The sequence below is a fragment of the Massilia sp. Leaf139 genome, from assembly GCF_001424165.1.
Classification (GTDB): domain Bacteria; phylum Pseudomonadota; class Gammaproteobacteria; order Burkholderiales; family Burkholderiaceae_D; genus Telluria.
The window spans coordinates 103,321-121,337 of record NZ_LMOJ01000026.1; the positions used below are offsets into that span (position 1 = coordinate 103,321).

Sequence of the window (18,017 nt, forward strand, 5' to 3'; positions counted from 1 at the left end):
TCATTACTGTTGCGCCGCCTGCAATGCAGCCCGTACCTGCGGCAGCAGGCGCGCCTTTTGCGCTGCGCGCACGCGGATGCCGTTTCCGACCCGACGTGCTTCGACCAGCGCATCCGGGCCGAAGTTCTGGCCTACGTACTGTTCCATCATATCCGCATGACGCGCGTCAGAGGAGCCGGCGACGACGGAGGCGAGCGCGCGGTTGCGGCCGACGGCGTCGGTGCTTTTCAGCAGGGTGTCACGGTTGGCGACGGCAAAGGCCCAGGCCTGATCCGGATGCTCGCGCCCGACGCCGGCCACGATCACGCTCGACAGGTTGGCCGGCATTTCCGGCGAGATCGCCATGCGCAGCGCGTCGGCGGCCAGGGCCGGATCGCGCACAAGGGTCATGGCGCCGCCGAAGCGGTTGCGCTCCTCGTCGGTGGCGGCGGCCGCTGCCTGCTTGCCGAGTGCGGCATAGGTGGCGCCGTCGGCATAGCGGCCCACCGTGTTGACGACGAAGTCGAGCATTTCCGGGCTGATCGAATCCGGATCGGCCTGGAAACGGGCGAAGCGCCGGCGCGCCTCGTCGATGGCCCGCTCGTCGCCGGAACGCGCCAGGCTGGCCGCCAGCAGCGCGCGCAGCTGGCGATCCTCGGCGGATTCGCCCGCCTTGGGCTCCCAGCCGAGCGCGGCGAAGCGCGGCGCCAGGAAGCGCAGCACGAACTGGCGGATCAGGGCCTGCTCGGGTTCGCCGCGGGCGAGGTTGTCGAGGCTGCCCAGGTTCGACAGGATCGAGGTCCATACGGCCAGGCGCGGCTCGTTGCCGTACTTGGCCACCAGGCTCATGTAGGCGTCGAGCGGCATGCGTCCGGCCGTGACCAGGCTCCAGGTGTCGGTCAAGAGTTTCAGGCGGGTCGGGTCGGGCAGGCGCGCCGCGTCGCGCGCCAGGGCGTCGAAGCTGGCGCGGTCGTACTGGATGCGGAAGAAGCCGACGCTGTGCGGATCGACCACCAGCGTGCCCTCGCAGCTGCCCTGCACGACCGTGGTGTCGCGCCCTGCCAGCAAGGTGTACCAGGCCTTGCCGTTGACGGTGCCGACCTGCAGCGGCACGTTCCACAGGCGGTTCTCCGGCGCCGGTTCGTCGAGGCGGAACTGTTCCTGCGATAAGGTGACCTTGCGCTTGCCGTCCTCGCAGGCCTGGCGCACCGAGATCAGCGGGTAGCCGGGCTGGGTCGTCCAGTCGGCCGCCAGCTTGCTCACCGGCTTGCCAGAGGCCTTTTCGATCGCCGCCCACAGGTCGGCCGTGGTCGTGTTCGAGTACTGGTGCTTGGCCATGTAGGCGCGGATGCCCTTGCGGAAGTGATCCTCGCCCACATAGGCTTCCAGCATGCGCAGGAAGCCCTGCCCTTTCACATAGGTGATGGCATCGAATGCCCCGGCGGCCTGCTCCTCGTTGTCGATGCGGGTCTGGATCGGGTGCGTGGTCTTGCGCGCATCGAGGTTGAGCACGCCCTCGCGCTCGGCGATGCCGTCGAGATAGGGACGCCATTCCGGGTGGAAGTGCTCGGTGGCCTTGGCCGCCATCCAGGACGCAAAGCCTTCGTTCAGCCACAGGTTGTCCCACCAGGCCATGGTGACCAGGTTGCCGAACCACTGGTGCGCCACCTCGTGGGCATTGACCTCGAAAGTGAGTTTCTTGACGTCTTCCGGGCTCCGCTTCGGGTCGTACAAGAGCGTCGATTCGTTGTAGACGATGCCGCCCCAGTTTTCCATCGCCCCGTTGAAACCGCCGGGAATCGCGATCTGGTCGAGCTTGGCGAGCGGATACGGCACGCCAAAGTAATTATTGTAGTAGCGCAGCAGATCCTTGGTGGCCTGCAGCGGGAACGCGGTCGAGCCAAGCTTGCCGGCGGTGGTGACGATGCCGATCTCGACGCCGTCCTGACGCGCCGCCACGCGCTCCATCTCGCCCGCCACCAGCACCACCAGGTAGCTCGGCATCTTCGGCGTCGACGCGAACGAGATGCGCTGCAGGCCGCCGGCGAGCTTTTCCTGCTTCTCGACGGGCGTGTTGGAATAGGCCTTGAAGCTGCCCGGCACGTCCACCGTCAACTTGAAACGCGCGCGGAATGCGGGTTCGTCCCAGGTCGGCAGCATGCGCCGCGCATCCGAAGGTTCCATCGTGGTGGCGATCAGCTTCTTGCTGGCCCCGCCGGCCTTGTAGCCGACCTGGAACAGGCCGCGGCCTTCGCGGTTGATCTGGCCGGAAAAGTTCAGTGCGAGCGTATAGCGGCCGGGTGCCAGCGGCGCGCCGAGCTCGAAAGCGAGCGTTTCCTGTTCCTTGTCGAGGATCGGGGTCAGGACGCGTTCGGGCATGCCGCGTCCGCTCAGGACGGCGCGCTCGATATCGAGGTTGGCGGCATTCAGGACGATGCGCCGCGTCGGCTGCAGCACCTCGATCTCGACGCGCTGGCGGCCGCGGAAGGTGTCGGCGGCGATGTCGGGCACGAGGTGGGCGTCGTACAGCAGGGGGATAACGTCCTTGGGCAGCTTGCCGGGAGTGGTGGCGAACGCGAACGGGACTTCGGCCTGGGCGGCGGCGCCGGCCAGCGCCAGCGTCAACGCAACGGCGGTGCCAACGGCGCCCCTTGCTCGGTGGTCTCTCATGATTTCCTCTTTACTTTTATTATATTGGCGCCGCGCCTGGCGCAGCGACCCAGCACGCACTCTAAGGGAAGCGGCGCGGCGCCGGTCGAGGAATGCGACAGACGGCAAAAACAGCCGCTGGAATGCAAAAAAACGGCACTGCGACGCAGGGCAAACGGGGAAGAGAAAAATTTTCAATTATTTTTGCAAACAACCCTAAAGTTCCAGCGGACTCTGCCGTAAAAGGAGGACAACCGGCAATCCGGCCGGAAAATCATTGCAGTGGTGTCAACATGACCTCCAACGAAGTCCTCGCTATGTACGAAAATATCGCCGGCCTGACGGGCAAGATGGCCGCGGCGGCGCAAGCGGGCGACTGGAACGGTTTCGATAACCTGCAGGCGCAATGCGCCACCCAGGCGAGCGCGACTGCCACCGGCGTTCCTGCCCTGGACGGCGCCAAGCGCCTGCGCAAGATCGACCTGCTCAAGCAGATCATGGCCAACGACCGCGCCGTGCGCGACGTGACCGAACCGTGGATGGGCCAGCTGGATCGCGCGATGCGCGCGCACTGAGTTTCCGTCCCTTTGTAAAAAAAAGCGCCTGCGGGCGCTTTTTTTTATTGCTCACATCCGCCATTAAATCGACAGGCAACAAAAAGGCGCCCGAAGGCGCCTGTCTGCTACGGGAGACCCGTATGAATTCGGAGAGCAACACCAGGTAATCCGGGTGCTGCCTCTTTGCCGGTTGCATCCGGCGTCCTCTGCCGCTGTTGGCAGCATGACCGCTTCCGGAAACAGGCGCCTTGCGGCGTACATCCGGTACCCGCGCCACGCTATCGGTGGTGGCTGCGCCGGACTCTGTTCCGTTTTGTGGTTTTGATAACCAACAAATCCAGTATAGCGCAAATTTTGCAGTTGTGTAGACGATTCGTGCGCGCCTCATTCCGGCTGCGCTACCGCCTCTTCAAGCACCGGTTCGGCGGCCTCTGGCGCCCGGGCGGGCTTGGCACGGTTCGGCATCAGGCGCGCCTTCACGGCCGCCATGAAGTGCGGTTTCGGCTCGCCCTCGCCCGCCGCTCCGGCCTTCGGCACCCGCGCCGGCTTGTGCGCCGCCTGGATCTTGCCGACGCCCGCCTGCTTGCGGCGTTTCAGCAGCACCAGCAGCAGGGCGGCGAGCGCGGCCACGATGCCGGCGCCGGTGCCGATCAGCAGCCATGGCGTTTCCGCGGCCGGCGGCTCGGGCTTTTTCGGTTTGCGGTGGATGCGCGGTGCGCCTTTCGGATGATCCTGCTGGGCTTCGGCCTTGGCGGGCGCCGGAGCCGGGATCGCGGGCGCAGTGGCGGACGCGCCTTGCAGCACTTGCACCTTTTCTTCGAGCTTGCCCAGCTGCTGGTGCAGGGCCGCGTTCTTTTCGCCGAGCGCGACGCAGGCGTTCAGGGGAGCACTGGCCGGCTGCGGGGCGCAGCTGGGGGCGTTGGCGGGCACAGCGAGAGCTGGCGCTTCCACCTTCTTCGGCGGCGCGGGCTTCGGTTGTACGGGCTTCGGTTGTACGGGCTTGAGTTGCACCGGCTTCGGCGGCGCCTTGGGCGCGGCCTTGCGCGGCGCGGATGCGGCCGGCTGGCCGTTCGCTTCCACATATTCCTCGCCCGCGTGCAGGGCGGCGGCCGGGCGCGGTACCGGTGCCGGGCTGCGGAGCGATGCAGCCGGCAGCACGGCCGGCTGCGGAGCCACGGCCTCGCGCACGGGCATCGGCGCCGGTGCAGGCGCCGGATTCGGATCCGGCGTCAGCCACAGCGTGACGAGACGGACATTGCGCCCGCCGCCGTCGGTCAGCTCCAGATAGACGTGCAGGTGGCGGCTCTCCACCGGTTTGAGCGAGGTCAGGTGCAGGAACTGACGGCCGTCGCGGCGCGTCACACTCATGTTCAAGCTCGAGAGTACCGGCGGCATCGCGATGTTCGCGCCGCGGTAGACGTCCGGGTGGGCCAGGCGCACCTTGACCGGCGTAGCAGGATCCTCGATCAGGTTCAGCTCGACGTCGGCCACCAGTGCCTGGCCGATGTGGCTGCGCACCTGGGCGTCGCCCAGTTCGGCGGCGTGGGCGGACGCCATGGCGCCTGCGGCAAGCAATGCGGGAAGGAGGAAAAATGAGCGACGCGCCATGGGATGGAAGAATTTGTAGCCTAAGCGTAATTAACGGGTGTTCGGATACACTCTTTAGCTCCCGCTTCGAAATAAATAACAGGACAAGTTCATGGAAAACCGGATAGAAAAAGACAGTTTCGGCCCGATCGACGTCCCGGCCGCGCGCCTCTGGGGTGCCCAGACCCAGCGCTCCCTGCACCATTTCCACATTTCGACCGAACGCATGGCGCCCGAGCTGGTGGCCGCGCTAGCCCAGGTCAAGCGCGCCGCGGCGGCCGTCAACCGCTCGCTGGGCAAGCTGCCGCGCGACAAGGCCGACGCCATCATCGCCGCCGCCGACGAAGTGCTCGAGGGCCGCCATCCGGACGAATTCCCGCTCGCCGTCTGGCAGACCGGTTCCGGCACCCAGAGCAACATGAACATGAACGAAGTGCTGGCCAACCGCGCCTCGGAACTGATCGGTGGCGAACGGGGCGAAGCGCGCCTGCTGCATCCGAACGACCACGTCAACATGGGCCAGTCCTCGAACGACATCTTCCCGACCGCAATGCACGTGGCGGCCGCGCTGGCGGCGTCGAAAGGCGTGCTGCCCGCGCTGGCGCGCCTGCGCGGCACGCTGCTAGCCAAATCGCGCGACTTCGACGATATCGTCAAGATCGGCCGCACCCACCTGCAGGACGCCACGCCGCTGACGCTCGGCCAGGAATTCTCGGGTTACGTCGCCCAGCTCGAATTCGCCGAAAGCGCGATCAAGGCTTCTCTGCCCGGCCTGCTGTCGCTGGCTGCCGGCGGCACGGCGGTCGGCACCGGCCTGAACGCGCACCCCGATTTCGCGCCGCGCATCGCCGCCGAAATCGGTTCGCGCACGGGCCTGGCCTTCAAGACCGCGCCCAACAAGTTCGCGGCGCTGGCCGGCCACGACGCGCTGGTGTCGGCGCACGGCGCCTTTAAAACGCTCGCCACCGCGCTGATGAAGATCGCCAACGACGTGCGCTGGATGGCCTCCGGCCCGCGCTCGGGCCTGGGCGAAATCACGATTCCGGAAAACGAACCGGGCAGTTCGATCATGCCGGGCAAGGTCAATCCGACCCAGTGCGAAGCGCTCACCATGCTGTGCTGCCAAGTCTTCGGCAACGACGTCGCGCTGACGGTCGGCGCCTCGCAGGGCAATTTCGAATTGAACGTGTTCAAGCCCATGATCGCCCACAATTTCCTGCAAAGCGCGCGCCTGCTGGCCGACGGCATGCGCTCCTTCGACGAACACTGCGCCCATGGCATTGAGCCGAACCGCGCCCGCATCGGCGAGCTGATGGAGCGCTCGCTGATGCTGGTGACCGCACTGGCCCCGCACATCGGGTATGATCGCGCCGCGCAGATCGCCAAGCACGCGCAGCACGAGGGCATCACCCTGCGCGAAGCGGCCCGGCAGTCGGGCCATGTCAGCGAAGAACAGTTCGATCAGTGGATCGTTCCGATGGACATGACCCGCCCCGATCCGGAATGAGCGCCGCGGCGGCACGCTCCGGCGCCCTCCCCCCTTGCGCCGGGCCCAAGCGTGCGCCCTACAATTTTTCCTGAGGATAGTATGCAAAAGACAACATTCGAACTGACATCCGAGTTCGTCGAACTCAACCAGCTGCTGAAACTGGTCGGCCTGTGCGACAGCGGCGGCGCCGGCAAGAACATGGTGGCCAGTGGCGTGGTGTCGGTCGATGGCAAGAAAGAGCTGCGCAAGACTGCAAAGATCCGCACCGGCCAGACCGTGACCGTGGGCGACGTGCGGATCTCCGTGCAGTAGGACTACCGGACTCGACGGCGCACGTTTGCGCGCAGACAAACGCGACCGGTAGCCCTTGTGTAAATTTTAAGACGTGATCAACCGGCTTAAGGTGAAGGCAATGGAAACCCCGGAAGAAAACCCGCAAACGCAGGAAAGGCTGATCGGCGACCTGCGCCTCGTCATCGAGAACGCGCAAGAGCTGCTGAAAAACACCGATCAGTACACGAGCGTCCTTTACCAGAACGCGCGTGCCAAGCTGGCGATGGCGCTCAACGCCGCCAACGAAGAACTGGAACGCTTCGAAGACGCGCAGTTGACCCGCATGATGGAAGCGACCCGCCTGGCTACCGAGGGCTGCGCCGGCCTGAGCGGCGAAGAGCGCATCCTGCGCGCTTTCCATTGAGTTCACGCGGCGCCGCCCTGGCGCCGCGGCTTTCCTTCGAGCGCATGCCAGCGTCTCGAACGGCCTTGCCTGATTCCACTTCCCTGCTCGGCACCTCTGAACGCAAAAAACCCGCACGCGGCGCGTCACGGGTTCGTAGGGGTCATTGAGGCAATGGCCTCAATGACGGGTTCACCGGACTCCCGAGTCCACGCGGTACACCAGCCGAACATCAGCCGGTGACGGGAAACGCTACAGCCGAATCAGGCCGTCGTATTGATCTTGCTGCCCAGGTGCGCCGGCAGGTTCTGCACCGGCTGCGGCGGCTGCAGGCCGTCGAGGATCTGGGTCATGGCCGACTTCTGCATGTCCTGCTGCTTCTTCAGCATGGTCACCGCGACCTCTTCCTTGCGGCCGGTCTCGGCGATGGTGGTAGACAACTTGGCGATGCTGGTGACGTCCATGACGGTCTCCTGATGAGGGTTATCCTCTGTTATCGGCTTGTTTTTCGGAAACTTTAGGATTTGCCAGCATCCATTCGCTGAGCCAGCCCAGGACGTCCTGCGGGCGGTTCAGGTCGAGCCAGGCTGCAGCCACGCCGTCGGGCGCCGCCGCGTCCGAAGCGACGGCGACGACCAGCGGATCGTGGGGATACAAGGGCGCACGTCCCAGCGCCGGCCGGAAGACTTCGAGTTTCGGCAACGGCTCCCATTTGTAGCCCTCGACCAGGGTCAGGTCGGCCGGCGCCAGGCGCGCCAGCTGTTCCGCCAGCGGCGGCTCTTCCATCCCGCGCAGTTCGCGCAGGATGGCGTAGCGGTAGGGCGAGGCGATCATCACCTCGGCCGCCCCGGCCATGCGCAGGCGCGCGCTGTCCTTGTGCGGCGGTTCGAGTTCGATGTCGTGGTGGCTGTGCTTGACGACGTTCACGCGCAGGCCGCGCGCGGCCAGTTGCGCCACGAGGAATTCGAGCAGCGTGGTCTTGCCGCTGCCCGACCAGCCGACCACGGCCAGCACGGCGGGCGCGGGAGCGGGATCAATAACCGACACGGTAGCGGGTGCCCCGGTAATTCATCACGGCATATTTCGGCATCAGGCGTTCCAGCACCAGGCCGGGCGCGACCTCCTCGCCTTCGCGGCGCAGCGTCTTGTCGATCAGCAGCAGGCGGTCGGCGGGATTCGGCGAATAGATGTAGCCGCCGACGGCGACTTTCGGCACCTCGCGCTGGATGGCCTCGGGCAGCTGCTGCAGGGTGCGCAGGTTTTCTTCGGGTGCCGGCTCCGGGGCGCGGACGGGCGCAGGCTCGGGCGTGCGTTGCGGCGTGGGCGCCGGCAGGTAGACCGCTTCCGGCACGGCGTCGCGCGCGGACGCCGGCGCCGGCGCCGGGGCAGGCTTCGGCGTCGCGGTGCGCGGCGTCTCGACAGGCCTGACGGCCGGCGGCGGTGCGGGCGGCGCGCTGGCACCTGGCGCCTTGCTGGCGGGCGGCGCGGGCGGCTCTACCGCGAGCGTGGGCGCCTCGGTGACAGCCGGACTCGGCGGCGCAGCCGAAGCAGGCGCCGGCGCGGCAACCGTGGCCGTCACGGGCGGAGCGCTCGGGCTGACCGGCACGTCCGCGCGCGCCAGCACGGCAGGCTGCGCAGCCGGCGTATTCGCCCGCCACACGATGCCTGCCACCGCAGCCGCGGCGACGACGCCCGCGCCCAGGCCGATCAGCAGCAGCTTGCGGTCGACCGCCGCGGCGGCGGCCGGCACGGGCACCGCCGCCGGGGTATGGATATCAGGCGCATGGCCCAGCTGGCGTTCGGCTTGCGCCTTCTTGAGTGCTTCGAGGATGTACGACATCGATTAACTTCCCGTCCCGGCAGCGGCGAGCAGGCGCGGCTCGGCGACCCCGGTCAGCTGGTTGAGGCGCATGTAGGTGCGCGGCCCGGCGACGCCGTCCGCCTTCAGATTGTGTTTGGCCTGGAAGCTGCGCAGCAATTCCTGGGTGCGCGCGTTGAAGGGCTGCTGCGGCGCCGGCGCGGCCGCGCCCCCGAGCTGCGCCACCCGCGCCGCCAGCCAGTCGACGTCCGGCCCCTGGTCGCCTGTCGTCAGATGGTCGCGGAAGGCGCGCGGCATCTTCCAGAAGGTCGTGTATTCGCCCGTGAAACGCAGCGCCAACGCAGCCAGGTCGACCCGCTCGCGCTTGCCGCCCTTGCCGGCGGTAAGCACGGTCGCGCTGCGCTCGTCCATGCCGACCAGGACGGCATGCGTGGTGGCGCGTTCGTCGCGCAGCGTGATGACGGCCGGACGATCGAGCTGGCGCAATTCGTAGATGCCGCCGCGCCCGGCGTGGCAGCGCAAATCGAGCCGGAAGGCGACCTGGCACGGGTCGCCTTCCGGCAGCGAGGCGCCCCAGAGCACGGCCAGGGCGCGCAGGGCCGATGCCTCGTCGGCATGCGCGCGCGGCAAGACGGCGACCACAGCCGGCGCCTGGACTTGTCCAGGTAGCTGTACAACTTCGGCCTTCGTAGGTGAGGCACGCTGCGGCAGCACCTGCCAGGCCGCGGCCGCGGAGAGCGCCGCCCCCGCCAACAGGCCGCCCGTCACCAGCGGCCAGCGCGGTTTGCGCGCAGGCTGGGCGCTCTCGCCGGCGAATACCTCGTCGGCCGCGCGGCGCAGGATGGTGCGCGTCACCTCGCGGCTGTTCTCGACATAGGCGCCCAGCAGCGCGCGGTCGCACAGCAGGTTGATGCGGCGCGGCACGCCGCCGGTGATGGCATGCACGAGCGGCACGACGGCGGCCGGGAACACGGGCGCGCCCACGCTGCCCGCGACCGCCATCCGGTGCGCGATATAGGCGCCCGTCTCCGGCTCGGACAAGGGCCCCAGGTGGTAGCGCGCGATCACGCGCTGCGCCAGCTGTTCCAGTTCCGGTCGCGCCAGCATGGTGCGCAGTTCCGGCTGGCCGATCAGGATGATCTGCAGCAGCTTGCGCTCGCTCGTCTCCAGGTTGGTCAGCAGGCGCAGTTGCTCGAGCACGTCCGGCGCCAGGTTCTGGGCCTCGTCGATGACGAGCACGTTGTTACGTCCCTGCGCGTGCGACGCCAGCAGGTAGGCATTGATGGCGTCGACATAGCCTTTGACGCCGCCAACCTCCCCGCCCGGCGCGTCGATGCGGAACTCCTCGCACACCGATTGCAGCAGTTCGCCCACGCTCAGCTTCGGGTTGAAGATATAGGCGAAGCGGCAGTTGTCGGGAATCTGCTCGATGAAGCAGCGGCAGACGGTCGTCTTGCCGGCGCCGATCTCGCCGGTCAGCAGCACGAAGCCGCCGCCGCTGTTGATGCCGTACAGCAGATGCGCCAGCGCTTCGCGGTGGCGTTCGCTCATGAACAGGTAGCGCGGATCCGGGGCGATCGAGAACGGCGCCTGCTTCAGGTTGAAGAAATTGGTGTACATGAAACTAGCGGCCCGGCGGGAGAGGTTTATACCTCGCGCAGTATATTTTGGATTTGCCGTTCTGATAAGCGATGACGCTGCCGGCGTTCGACACACGCAGCGGATACTGCGCGGCGTCAAGCGTCCTGTGCTGTACGCCGACCTGGGCGCGGATCGCTTCTTCCAGCGCTTCCGGCGTGCTGTCGAGCACGGCGGCGATGAAGACCATGGGGTGGGTGTCGTCGCTGACCATCAGGTCGAGCACCTGCTTGCCCCAGAGGGTGGCCTCGCCCTTGAACCAGAGCGCCCCGCCCTCCTGCTTCTTGGCCGGGCCGAAGGCGGTCGTCAGGTAGCTGTGGAAATAGACGTTCTCGAGCTGGCTGCGGCAGAGCAGCGCGCTGCCGATCACGGGGCCGAAGGTCGAGGGCAGCGCCCAGGCGCCGGTGCAGGCGAGCGCCAGCAGCGCGCCGGCCGCAGCGCGGCGCGACATCACAGCTTCGACAGCCAGTTGCGGTTGGCGGCGATTTTCGCCTTGGCCGAGGCCGGCAAGGCTTCGTAGCAGCCGGGATGCTGCTTGAGCGCCGCCTCGCGCACCTCTTTCTCGAGGCCGTTCACGATGAACACATAGACGGTGGCCCCTTCGCTGTTCTTGCGGGTGCCCATGTAACGAATCACTGGTTTCTCCTCTATCGACACCGCATTATGACACCTGCCGCGCCTGTGGGCAGCGCCGCAGCGGTTCAGGACGCCGCGGCACGCACCGGCCGCCAGGCCGTATTGTTGTGCTCGAGCCACGCATCGACCAGGGCGCGATTGTCGTGCTGCCAGGGATGGAAGGACGGCTTGAAGTAATCCAGCGCCGGTTTCGGCAGGTGCCAGGCCAGTCCATGACGGCCAAACCAGATTTTCAGCGCATGGCCCCAGGTGCGCGGCTTGAACAGCTGGCCGTCGCGGTGCAGGTTGAAGGCCGTCTGCAGGAAGGTCTCGAAGGCGAACATCGCGCTCACGTGCACGAACCACAGCACGCGGCGCCAGTAGCCGCCGCCGGCGGCGCGGTAGGCGTCGAAAGCCACGCCCTTGTGTTCGGTTTCCTCGACCGCATGCCAGCTCCAGACGGTGCGCATCGGTTCTTCGGCGCCGTCGAGCCACTCGGGATAGCGCAGCACGCCGTCGGCCAGCATGGCCGTGTGATGTTCGAGCGCGCAGGTGATCGCCAGGCGGTTGAGCACGCCCATGCGGTCGATGCGGCGCATGCGCTTGCGCGTGGCCGCCTCGCGCGTGTAGGGCAGTCCCTGGCGTTCGAGCTCGCGGTTGTACTGGACGTGGATGTGGCGGTGGGTCGCTTCCTGTCCGATGAAATCCTTCACTTCGGCACGCAGCTTGGGGTCGGTGAGGCATTCCTGCGGCACGGCGCGCACGGCGTCGATGAAGAGCTGCTCGCCGAGGGGGAAACTCATCGACAGGGCATTGAACAGCTGGGTGCGGTAGGCGTCGCCGCCATTCCAGTGGCGGCCGAAGCCCTGCGACAGGTCGACGGCGATTTTTCGGACAGTCAGCGTGGACATGGTGGTTCCTCTTCCTGGGCTGGGCGCGCCGTTCGGCGCCGGATTTTGAACGTTTATACCGCGATTTTGCACGTCTATCGGTTGGGCTGCACGCACCAGCCCGGTTTGACCTATCGTGGGGGCTCTGCCTCACAAAAACAACAGGGACACCCATGCATACCCGTACCAAGCACACCGCCCTCGCCGCCCTCTGCCTGTGCGCCGGTTTCGCCGGCATGCAGCCAAGCGCGGCCGACGAGCGCCGCCCGGTCGCCGTCGACAAGCGCCCCGTGGCTGCCTTCAATGCGATCGAACTGGCCGGGCCCTTCCGCGTCATCGTCACCGAGGGCGCGCCGCGCCTGGAATTGTCGGGCGATCCTCAAGCGCTGGCCGAGATCGAGACCGAGGTACGGGGCGGCACCCTGGTCGTGCGCCAGCGCTCGCGCACCAGCTTCGGCATCCATTTCGGCAAGCGCGAGCGGCCGGAGACGGTGGTGCGGATCGGCGCTTCCGGCCTGGCAAGCCTGGTCAACAAGGGCAGCGGCGAGGTCGAACTCGAGGCGCTCAAAGGCGAGCGTTTCGTGCTCGGTTCGCACGGGCCAGGCGACATCCGCGCCCGCGGCGGCGTGCGCAGCTTCGAGGTCAACAGCAGCGGCAGCGGCGACCTCGACCTGCGCCAGGTAAAGGCGAACACGGTCGCCTTGACGATGTCCGGCCCCGGCGACGTGCGCCTGGGCCCGGTCGAGAACGACCTGACGGCGCGCGTGGGCGGCTCGGGCGACCTGGAGGCGCTCGAATTGCGGCTGGCCCAGGCCGTGGCCAGGGTCAGCGGCCCCGGCAACGTCCGCCTGCACGGTACGACGCGCGACCTGCAGGCCGAAGTCACGGGGTCGGGCGATCTCGACGCCTGCGACCTGCAGGCGGAAAAGGTGACGAGCCTGCAGCGCGGGCCGGGCAACGCCTGCGTTGCCGGCAATATCCGCCAGTTCGAGGCCGAAGTGCACGGCTCGGGCGACCTGGAAGCGCGCGGCCTGCAGGCGCGCCGCGCCGTGCTGCGCATGAACGGCCCCGGCAACGCCACGCTCACCGGCAGCGCCGACGAGCTGCGCGCGAACCTCGACGGCTCGGGAGAACTCGACGCCGGCGGCCTGACGGTGCGCAGCGCCACGATCCACAGCGGCGGCCCCGGCGACGTGGCGCTGGCGCGCGTCACCGAGTCGCTCGACGCCGCCCTGCAGGGCTCGGGCGACCTGCGCGCCAGCGTCGACGGCAAGCGCGTGGCGCTCAGCATGCGCGGCCCCGGCAACGTCGAACTCGACGGCCGCGCCGAGCGCATCGTCGCCGAACTCTCCGGTTCGGGCGCGCTCCACGCGCGCCGCCTGACGGTGCGCCAGTCCGACATCCAGGTGCGCGGCCCGGGCAGCGCGGCCGTCAACCAGGTGCGCGAGTCCGGCGGCGAGCGGCGCGAGGAGCTGGTGCAGGTCGAGCGCGGCGGCGGCCGCCGGCGCGACTGACGCCTCCGCGGAGGCCGCCAGGGCGGCGTTGCAAGGCCTTGCTTGTACCCTCGTACTCTCGTACTGTCTTCGGCCTTGCGCCTTGCCCTGACGACCCCGGCGAACGCGTCTGATCCTCTGATCCTGGATGCTTCACCGCGGCGGCGCCGTCCACAGCGCGCGATAGGTCTCGGAGCGGTTGAGCACCGAGGCGTGCAGCTCGTCCAGCCGGTGCGGCGGCGGCCCCGTGGCGTGCCGGTTGAAGCCGCTGTAGCCCAGGCCCAGCCGTCCGCCCTCGACCGTGAACCCGTTGAACTCGAGGATGCTCGGCAGGAAATCGAAATGCACCAGCTGCCTGCGGTTGGGCGCCGGCGCGTTTTCACCGACGAAGGCGTTGAACAGCAAACGCTCGGGCAGGCGCTCGAGCTGGTTCGAGAGCGGATTGTGGCGCGCCAGGTGGTCGCCCAGGATCACGATCGTCGTGTCGCGCAGGTAGCCGCGCGCGGCGACATCGTCGACAAAGGCGGCGATGTCGGCGGCGGCGCAGCGGATCACCCCCGCGAAGCCCGCATGGCCGCGCCGCGCGCAGGCGGGCGACAGGTGGCCGCCCGGCTCGTGGCTGTCGACGGTGAGCAGGGTCAGGTTGAAGGGCCGGCCGGCTGCGTGCAGCTGGCCGAGCTTGTCGCGCGCACGGTGCAGCAGGTCGCCGTCGAACAGGCCCCAGCCATTCATGGCCCGTTCCGGCACACCCTGCCCCAGCCAGTCCTCCCGCCCCAGCACCTCGTGGTAGCTGTGCGCGCGCAGGAATTTTCCTTTGCCGGCAAACAGGGGCGAGCCGCCGCCCATGAACACGTTGCGGTAGCCGTGCCCGGCCAGGATGTCGCCGAGACAGGTCGCCCTGGGCAGGAAGGACTGCACCAGCTCGCCTTGCGTGTTCTCGTCGAAGACGGTGACGCGCTTGAGCGGCAGCGCGCACTGGGTTGCGACGATGGCGGCGATCGTCCAGCCCGTGCCCGGCACTTGCGGAAAGGCCTCGAAGCGGCTGGCCTCCAGCGCCGTCAAGGGCGCGATCAGGTCGCCGCCGAAGACCCGGGAATCGGCATAGCCCGCCTCCAGGCTTTCGACATAGATGAGGACGAGATTCTTCGGCCGCACGGCGTGGATGGCGACGTTGGATGGCGCCACGTAATGGCGGCCGAAATAGTCCGGCCCGGCGTTCGAGGCGAGGTAATCGACGATCGACAGCTGGTTAGAGCCAGAGGGTGCTGGCCGTCAGCAGCGCCGCCGCCGGCAGGATGGCGCGCATGCGAAAGGAAAAACGCCTGCGGCCGGACACCGCCCAGCGCTCGGCCGCCAGCACCAGCGGCAACAGCAGCAGCGGCGCCAGCACGCACCAGCGCACGAAACGGCGCAGCACAGCTGGATCCGAGGAGGCCAGCCCTTCCGCGCCGAACTGCAGGTGATAACTGATCTGGTCGATGTCGGGCTTGCCGAAATAGCGGTTGATCCAGTAGTTCGAACAGAACAGCAAGATGGCGACGAGATAGCTGCCCGTCCGGATCAGCAGGAAGGCCCGGTGTGTCGGGGAGCCGGTAAGAATCTTCATCGCTGGCCTGGTTTCGATAACCGAGCAATTTTCGATGGGCAACCATTTAAACGGGGTTCAAGGAAGTAAATCCGTGTTAGTCAGTTGTAAGCGTATTGATGACTTGCGCGCATGCGTGGCGTCACCGGACACGGCGGAACCAAATCGTGCGCGCGCCGTCGCAGGCAATAAAAAAGCACGCTGTCCGTGAAGACAGCGTGCTTTTTTGTACTCGGAGGGAGCTGCGCTAGCCGCTCGGGGCCGGCTCGGCGCTACGAACTCATCCCCGCACCGGCATCGAGGGCGCCATCAAGGTAAACCCCTTCAGCGGCAAGCGCATCGACACGGCCGCTGCCGCCAGCAGCAAGAAACCCGCGCTGCCGAAGGCGATCCAGTGCGTACCGAAGCGTTCGAAGGCCCAGCCGCCGAGCCAGGAGCTGAGCATGGCGCCGACCTGGTGGCCGAGATAGGCCGTGCCGTACATCACGCCCACCAGGCGCACGCCGTAGATATCGGCCAGCATGGCCGAGGAAGTGGCGATGCTGCCGGCCCAGACCAGGCCGCCGATGGCCGCGGCGATATACAGCTCCCAATGGGTGCCGACCACCAGCAGCGCGAAGAAGCCGAGGCCGCGCACGAAATAGATGGCGGCGAGGATGTTGCGGCGCGGCGTGCGGTCGGCCAGCCGGCCCAGCACCAGGGTGCCGAGGATGGCGACCAGGCCGATCAGCCCGACCCCGTAGGAACTGGTCATGGCGTCGAAGCCGTGATCCATCAGCATCGGCACGCCATGGGTGCCCAGCAGGTTCATGCTGAAGCCGCAGGCGAACAGGCCGAACACGATTTTCCAGAACGGCGCGGTACACATGGCGGCGCCCAGGCCCAGGCTGGCCTGTGGGATCGGCACAGCGGGCTTCGGCCCGGGCGGCGTTTGCTGCGGCACCAGATCCGTGTGCGGCGGCGCGTCCTCGCGGATGACGAACAGCGCCGCCGGCAGCGTGACCAGTGCAAATACGACGGCGAAACCGATCAGCGTCTGCTGCCAGCCCACGGCGGCAATCGCATAGGTGAGCACCGGGGTCAGCACCGCCATACCCGCCATCGAGCCGGTCGACAGGAAGAACAGCGCCATGCCGCGCTGGCGCGTGAACCAGCGGCTGATCACCGGCGTCAGCGCCACGGGACTGGTGAAGCCAAGGCCGAAGGAAAGGCAGATGCCGAAGGCGAACAGGAAGGACAAGGGCGTGCGCGCCGTCACCGACCAGACGGTGGAGAGGATCACGATCGCCGTCCCGAGCAGGAGCACGGCGCGCGTGCCGTAGCGCCCGACCAGGTAGCCGGCCAGCGGCATCGCCAGGCCGTAGCAGAGCATGCCGGCGCCGATGATCGAAGCCAGCAGGCTGCGGCTGAAGCCCAGATCCTGCGCCATCGGCAGGAAGAAGGGGCCGATCCCGAGGCGCATGCCCACGGTCAGCATGGTGAGCAAGGTGGCGGCGGCGACGATGTTCCAGCCGAAGTACCAGGGCAAACGGTTCATGGTGCGGTGTCGGGGCGAAGGCGGGCGAGCATGGCGGCGCCGATGGCGTGCTCGCCTGCGGCATCCAGCATGGCGGCGGCGCCGGCGACGTCGCGCGCTTCCCTGTTCTGGCTGAGCTTGAACTTGCCGTAGAGGCGCGTGATCTCGATCTCGATGCCGACGATGGCCTCCAGCAGCCCGTCGATGAAGCCGGCGGGCGCGTCGCCCATCTTCCAGGGCACCGGCTGGCCCGCTTCGTGGGTGCGCGTCAGGCGCGCGAGGACGCTGCGCACAAAGCGCTCGTCGTCGCGCACCCGGATGCGGCCATAGGCGTGGACGACCATGTAGTTCCAGGTCGGCACGTGCTTGTGGGTCTCGTGCTTGCTCGGATACCAGCTGGGCGAGATGTAGGCGTCGCCGGCGCGGAAGATGGCCAGCACCTCGTCGCCATCGGACACGTCCGCCCACATCGGGTTGGCGCGCGCCATGTGTGCGCTCAGCACGCCCCGCGCGCCGCTCGCGGCGTCGAGCTCGAACGGCATGTGGTTGGCGTCGAGGCCGGCCGCGCCGTGCGTGACCAGCGTGGCGAAGGGGTGCTCGCGCATGAACGCGTGCAGCACGTCGACGCGCTCCTCGTTGAAGTGGGCTGGTACGTACATCCCGGACTCCCTGTCTCGTTCTGGTTCTTGTTGAACTGCCATTATGCAGAAGATCGGGACGGTCGGCCCGGTTCTCCCCTTTTTACATGTCCGCGCCGTCGTCGCCCTGGGCCTCGCCCGGCACGTAGCGCAGGATGTCGCCGGGCTGGCAGTCGAGGCGTTCGCAGATCTTTTCCAGCGTCGAAAAGCGCACCCCTTTCACCTTCCGCGATTTCAGCAGGCTCAGGTTCTGCTCGGTGATGCCGACATAGGCGGCCAGCTCCTTCGATTTCACCTTGCGCTGGGCCAGCAGCACGTCGAGCTCGATCACGATGGCCATCAGACGAAACCCTCGTTGTCTTCGGCCAGCCGGCGCGCCGCATGCATCATCGCGGCGACGACGAAGAACAGGGCGCAAATCAGCACCAGCATCAGCTCCTCCGATGACACGCCGACCTTCACCTGCCGGGTGCCGGCGCCGAGCCCGAAGCGCCACACGAGCGCGCGCAGCGCCGGTTCGATCACCGTCAGCACCAGGGCGCCCAGGAGCGAAGCCGCGAAGGCCTTCATGTGGCCGACGGTGGCCAGCGCGAACATCCGCCCGCCGGTGCAGGCGCGCAGCATGCGGTCGATGCGCAGCAGCGCATGGCCGAGCAGCAGCAAGGCCGGCAAGGCGCAGACGGCGCCGGCCCAGCGCAGCCCGGGCGCCAGGCCCGCTACGGCGCCAGGTTCCATGCCGCGCGGCCAGAAGGCAACCGCGACCGCGCCCAGCTGCGTCGATTCGGGCAGGATCCAGGAGAAGAGGAAGTACATGAGCTGGAACAGCGCAAGTACGGCTGCCAGCACCCGCACCAGCCAGATATACCGGGTCATTGACTTATCGTTA

Annotated in this window: 20 protein-coding genes; 5 read left to right on the forward strand and 15 right to left on the reverse strand. The window is 67.6% G+C overall.

Features of this window, described 5'->3' with window-relative positions:
• Window positions 1-3 precede the first annotated feature (3 nt).
• Window positions 4-2,649 carry a M1 family metallopeptidase gene (locus ASF77_RS21485; protein ID WP_082493982.1) on the reverse strand — a complete coding sequence of 882 codons (2,646 nt, stop codon included), beginning with the start codon at window positions 2,647-2,649 and terminating at the stop codon, window positions 4-6.
• 272 nt (window positions 2,650-2,921) lie between these two features.
• Here ASF77_RS21485 and ASF77_RS21490 point away from each other — a divergent pair, with 272 nt between their 5' ends.
• A complete protein-coding gene (locus tag ASF77_RS21490) occupies window positions 2,922-3,203 on the forward strand; it encodes a flagellar protein FliT (protein WP_056344519.1) in 282 nt (93 codons plus the stop codon).
• 366 nt (window positions 3,204-3,569) lie between these two features.
• Here ASF77_RS21490 and ASF77_RS21495 read toward each other — a convergent pair whose 3' ends face one another.
• Complete coding sequence (locus tag ASF77_RS21495) at window positions 3,570-4,742, reverse strand: FimV family protein (protein ID WP_056344522.1); 1,173 nt, start codon at window positions 4,740-4,742, stop codon at window positions 3,570-3,572.
• A gap of 142 nt (window positions 4,743-4,884) precedes the next feature.
• Here ASF77_RS21495 and fumC point away from each other — a divergent pair, with 142 nt between their 5' ends.
• From fumC to ASF77_RS21510, 3 genes are all read left to right on the forward strand, one after another.
• A complete protein-coding gene (gene fumC / locus ASF77_RS21500; RefSeq protein ID WP_056344525.1) occupies window positions 4,885-6,279 on the forward strand; it encodes a class II fumarate hydratase in 1,395 nt (464 codons plus the stop codon).
• An 81-nt stretch (window positions 6,280-6,360) separates the two neighbouring features.
• Window positions 6,361-6,573: an RNA-binding S4 domain-containing protein gene (locus ASF77_RS21505; RefSeq protein ID WP_056344529.1), complete on the forward strand. Its 213-nt coding sequence runs from the start codon at window positions 6,361-6,363 to the stop codon at window positions 6,571-6,573.
• A 100-nt stretch (window positions 6,574-6,673) separates the two neighbouring features.
• Window positions 6,674-6,958, forward strand: coding sequence for a DUF883 domain-containing protein (locus tag ASF77_RS21510; RefSeq protein WP_056344533.1), 285 nt, complete (start codon window positions 6,674-6,676; stop codon window positions 6,956-6,958).
• A gap of 242 nt (window positions 6,959-7,200) precedes the next feature.
• Here the strand turns inward: ASF77_RS21510 and ASF77_RS21515 are convergent, their stop codons facing one another.
• From ASF77_RS21515 to ASF77_RS21545, 7 genes are all read right to left on the reverse strand, one after another.
• A complete protein-coding gene (locus ASF77_RS21515) occupies window positions 7,201-7,401 on the reverse strand; it encodes a YjfB family protein (protein ID WP_056344534.1) in 201 nt (66 codons plus the stop codon).
• 19 nt (window positions 7,402-7,420) lie between these two features.
• The gene (gene mobB, locus ASF77_RS21520) at window positions 7,421-7,984 is read right to left on the reverse strand and encodes a molybdopterin-guanine dinucleotide biosynthesis protein B (protein WP_056344537.1); all 564 of its coding nucleotides are present in this window, start codon (window positions 7,982-7,984) and stop codon (window positions 7,421-7,423) included.
• Window positions 7,971-8,777, reverse strand: coding sequence for a general secretion pathway protein GspB (locus ASF77_RS25135; RefSeq protein ID WP_056344540.1), 807 nt, complete (start codon window positions 8,775-8,777; stop codon window positions 7,971-7,973). The genes mobB and ASF77_RS25135 overlap by 14 nt, the downstream gene beginning before the upstream one ends.
• Window positions 8,778-8,780: 3 nt before the next feature.
• Window positions 8,781-10,376 carry an AAA family ATPase gene (locus ASF77_RS21530; RefSeq protein WP_056344543.1) on the reverse strand — a complete coding sequence of 532 codons (1,596 nt, stop codon included), beginning with the start codon at window positions 10,374-10,376 and terminating at the stop codon, window positions 8,781-8,783.
• Window positions 10,377-10,380: 4 nt separating this feature from the next.
• The gene (locus tag ASF77_RS21535) at window positions 10,381-10,845 is read right to left on the reverse strand and encodes a hypothetical protein (RefSeq protein WP_056344546.1); all 465 of its coding nucleotides are present in this window, start codon (window positions 10,843-10,845) and stop codon (window positions 10,381-10,383) included.
• Window positions 10,845-11,030 carry a hypothetical protein gene (locus ASF77_RS21540; RefSeq protein WP_056344548.1) on the reverse strand — a complete coding sequence of 62 codons (186 nt, stop codon included), beginning with the start codon at window positions 11,028-11,030 and terminating at the stop codon, window positions 10,845-10,847. Before ASF77_RS21540 ends, ASF77_RS21535 begins: the two co-directional genes overlap by 1 nt.
• Before the next feature lie 65 nt (window positions 11,031-11,095).
• Window positions 11,096-11,920: a metal-dependent hydrolase gene (locus ASF77_RS21545; RefSeq protein WP_056344550.1), complete on the reverse strand. Its 825-nt coding sequence runs from the start codon at window positions 11,918-11,920 to the stop codon at window positions 11,096-11,098.
• 152 nt (window positions 11,921-12,072) lie between these two features.
• Here ASF77_RS21545 and ASF77_RS21550 point away from each other — a divergent pair, with 152 nt between their 5' ends.
• Window positions 12,073-13,413, forward strand: a complete 1,341-nt coding sequence (locus tag ASF77_RS21550; RefSeq protein WP_056344552.1) for a GIN domain-containing protein — start codon at window positions 12,073-12,075, stop codon at window positions 13,411-13,413.
• 132 nt (window positions 13,414-13,545) lie between these two features.
• Here the strand turns inward: ASF77_RS21550 and ASF77_RS21555 are convergent, their stop codons facing one another.
• From ASF77_RS21555 to ASF77_RS24570, 6 genes are all read right to left on the reverse strand, one after another.
• On the reverse strand, window positions 13,546-14,577 hold the full coding sequence (locus ASF77_RS21555) for a sulfatase-like hydrolase/transferase (protein WP_056344554.1): 1,032 nt from the start codon (window positions 14,575-14,577) through the stop codon (window positions 13,546-13,548).
• Between the two features lie 64 nt (window positions 14,578-14,641).
• Complete coding sequence (locus ASF77_RS21560; protein ID WP_056344557.1) at window positions 14,642-14,998, reverse strand: hypothetical protein; 357 nt, start codon at window positions 14,996-14,998, stop codon at window positions 14,642-14,644.
• A gap of 259 nt (window positions 14,999-15,257) precedes the next feature.
• Window positions 15,258-16,514, reverse strand: a complete 1,257-nt coding sequence (locus tag ASF77_RS21565) for an MFS transporter (RefSeq protein WP_056344560.1) — start codon at window positions 16,512-16,514, stop codon at window positions 15,258-15,260.
• Window positions 16,511-17,152: an FMN-binding negative transcriptional regulator gene (locus ASF77_RS21570; RefSeq protein WP_056344564.1), complete on the reverse strand. Its 642-nt coding sequence runs from the start codon at window positions 17,150-17,152 to the stop codon at window positions 16,511-16,513. Before ASF77_RS21570 ends, ASF77_RS21565 begins: the two co-directional genes overlap by 4 nt.
• Before the next feature lie 82 nt (window positions 17,153-17,234).
• Entirely contained in the window at window positions 17,235-17,471 is a 237-nt protein-coding gene (locus tag ASF77_RS21575) for a helix-turn-helix transcriptional regulator (RefSeq protein ID WP_056344567.1), read from the reverse strand.
• Window positions 17,471-18,004 carry a hypothetical protein gene (locus ASF77_RS24570; RefSeq protein ID WP_056344570.1) on the reverse strand — a complete coding sequence of 178 codons (534 nt, stop codon included), beginning with the start codon at window positions 18,002-18,004 and terminating at the stop codon, window positions 17,471-17,473. The genes ASF77_RS21575 and ASF77_RS24570 overlap by 1 nt, the downstream gene beginning before the upstream one ends.
• Between the last annotated feature and the right edge of the window lie 13 nt (window positions 18,005-18,017).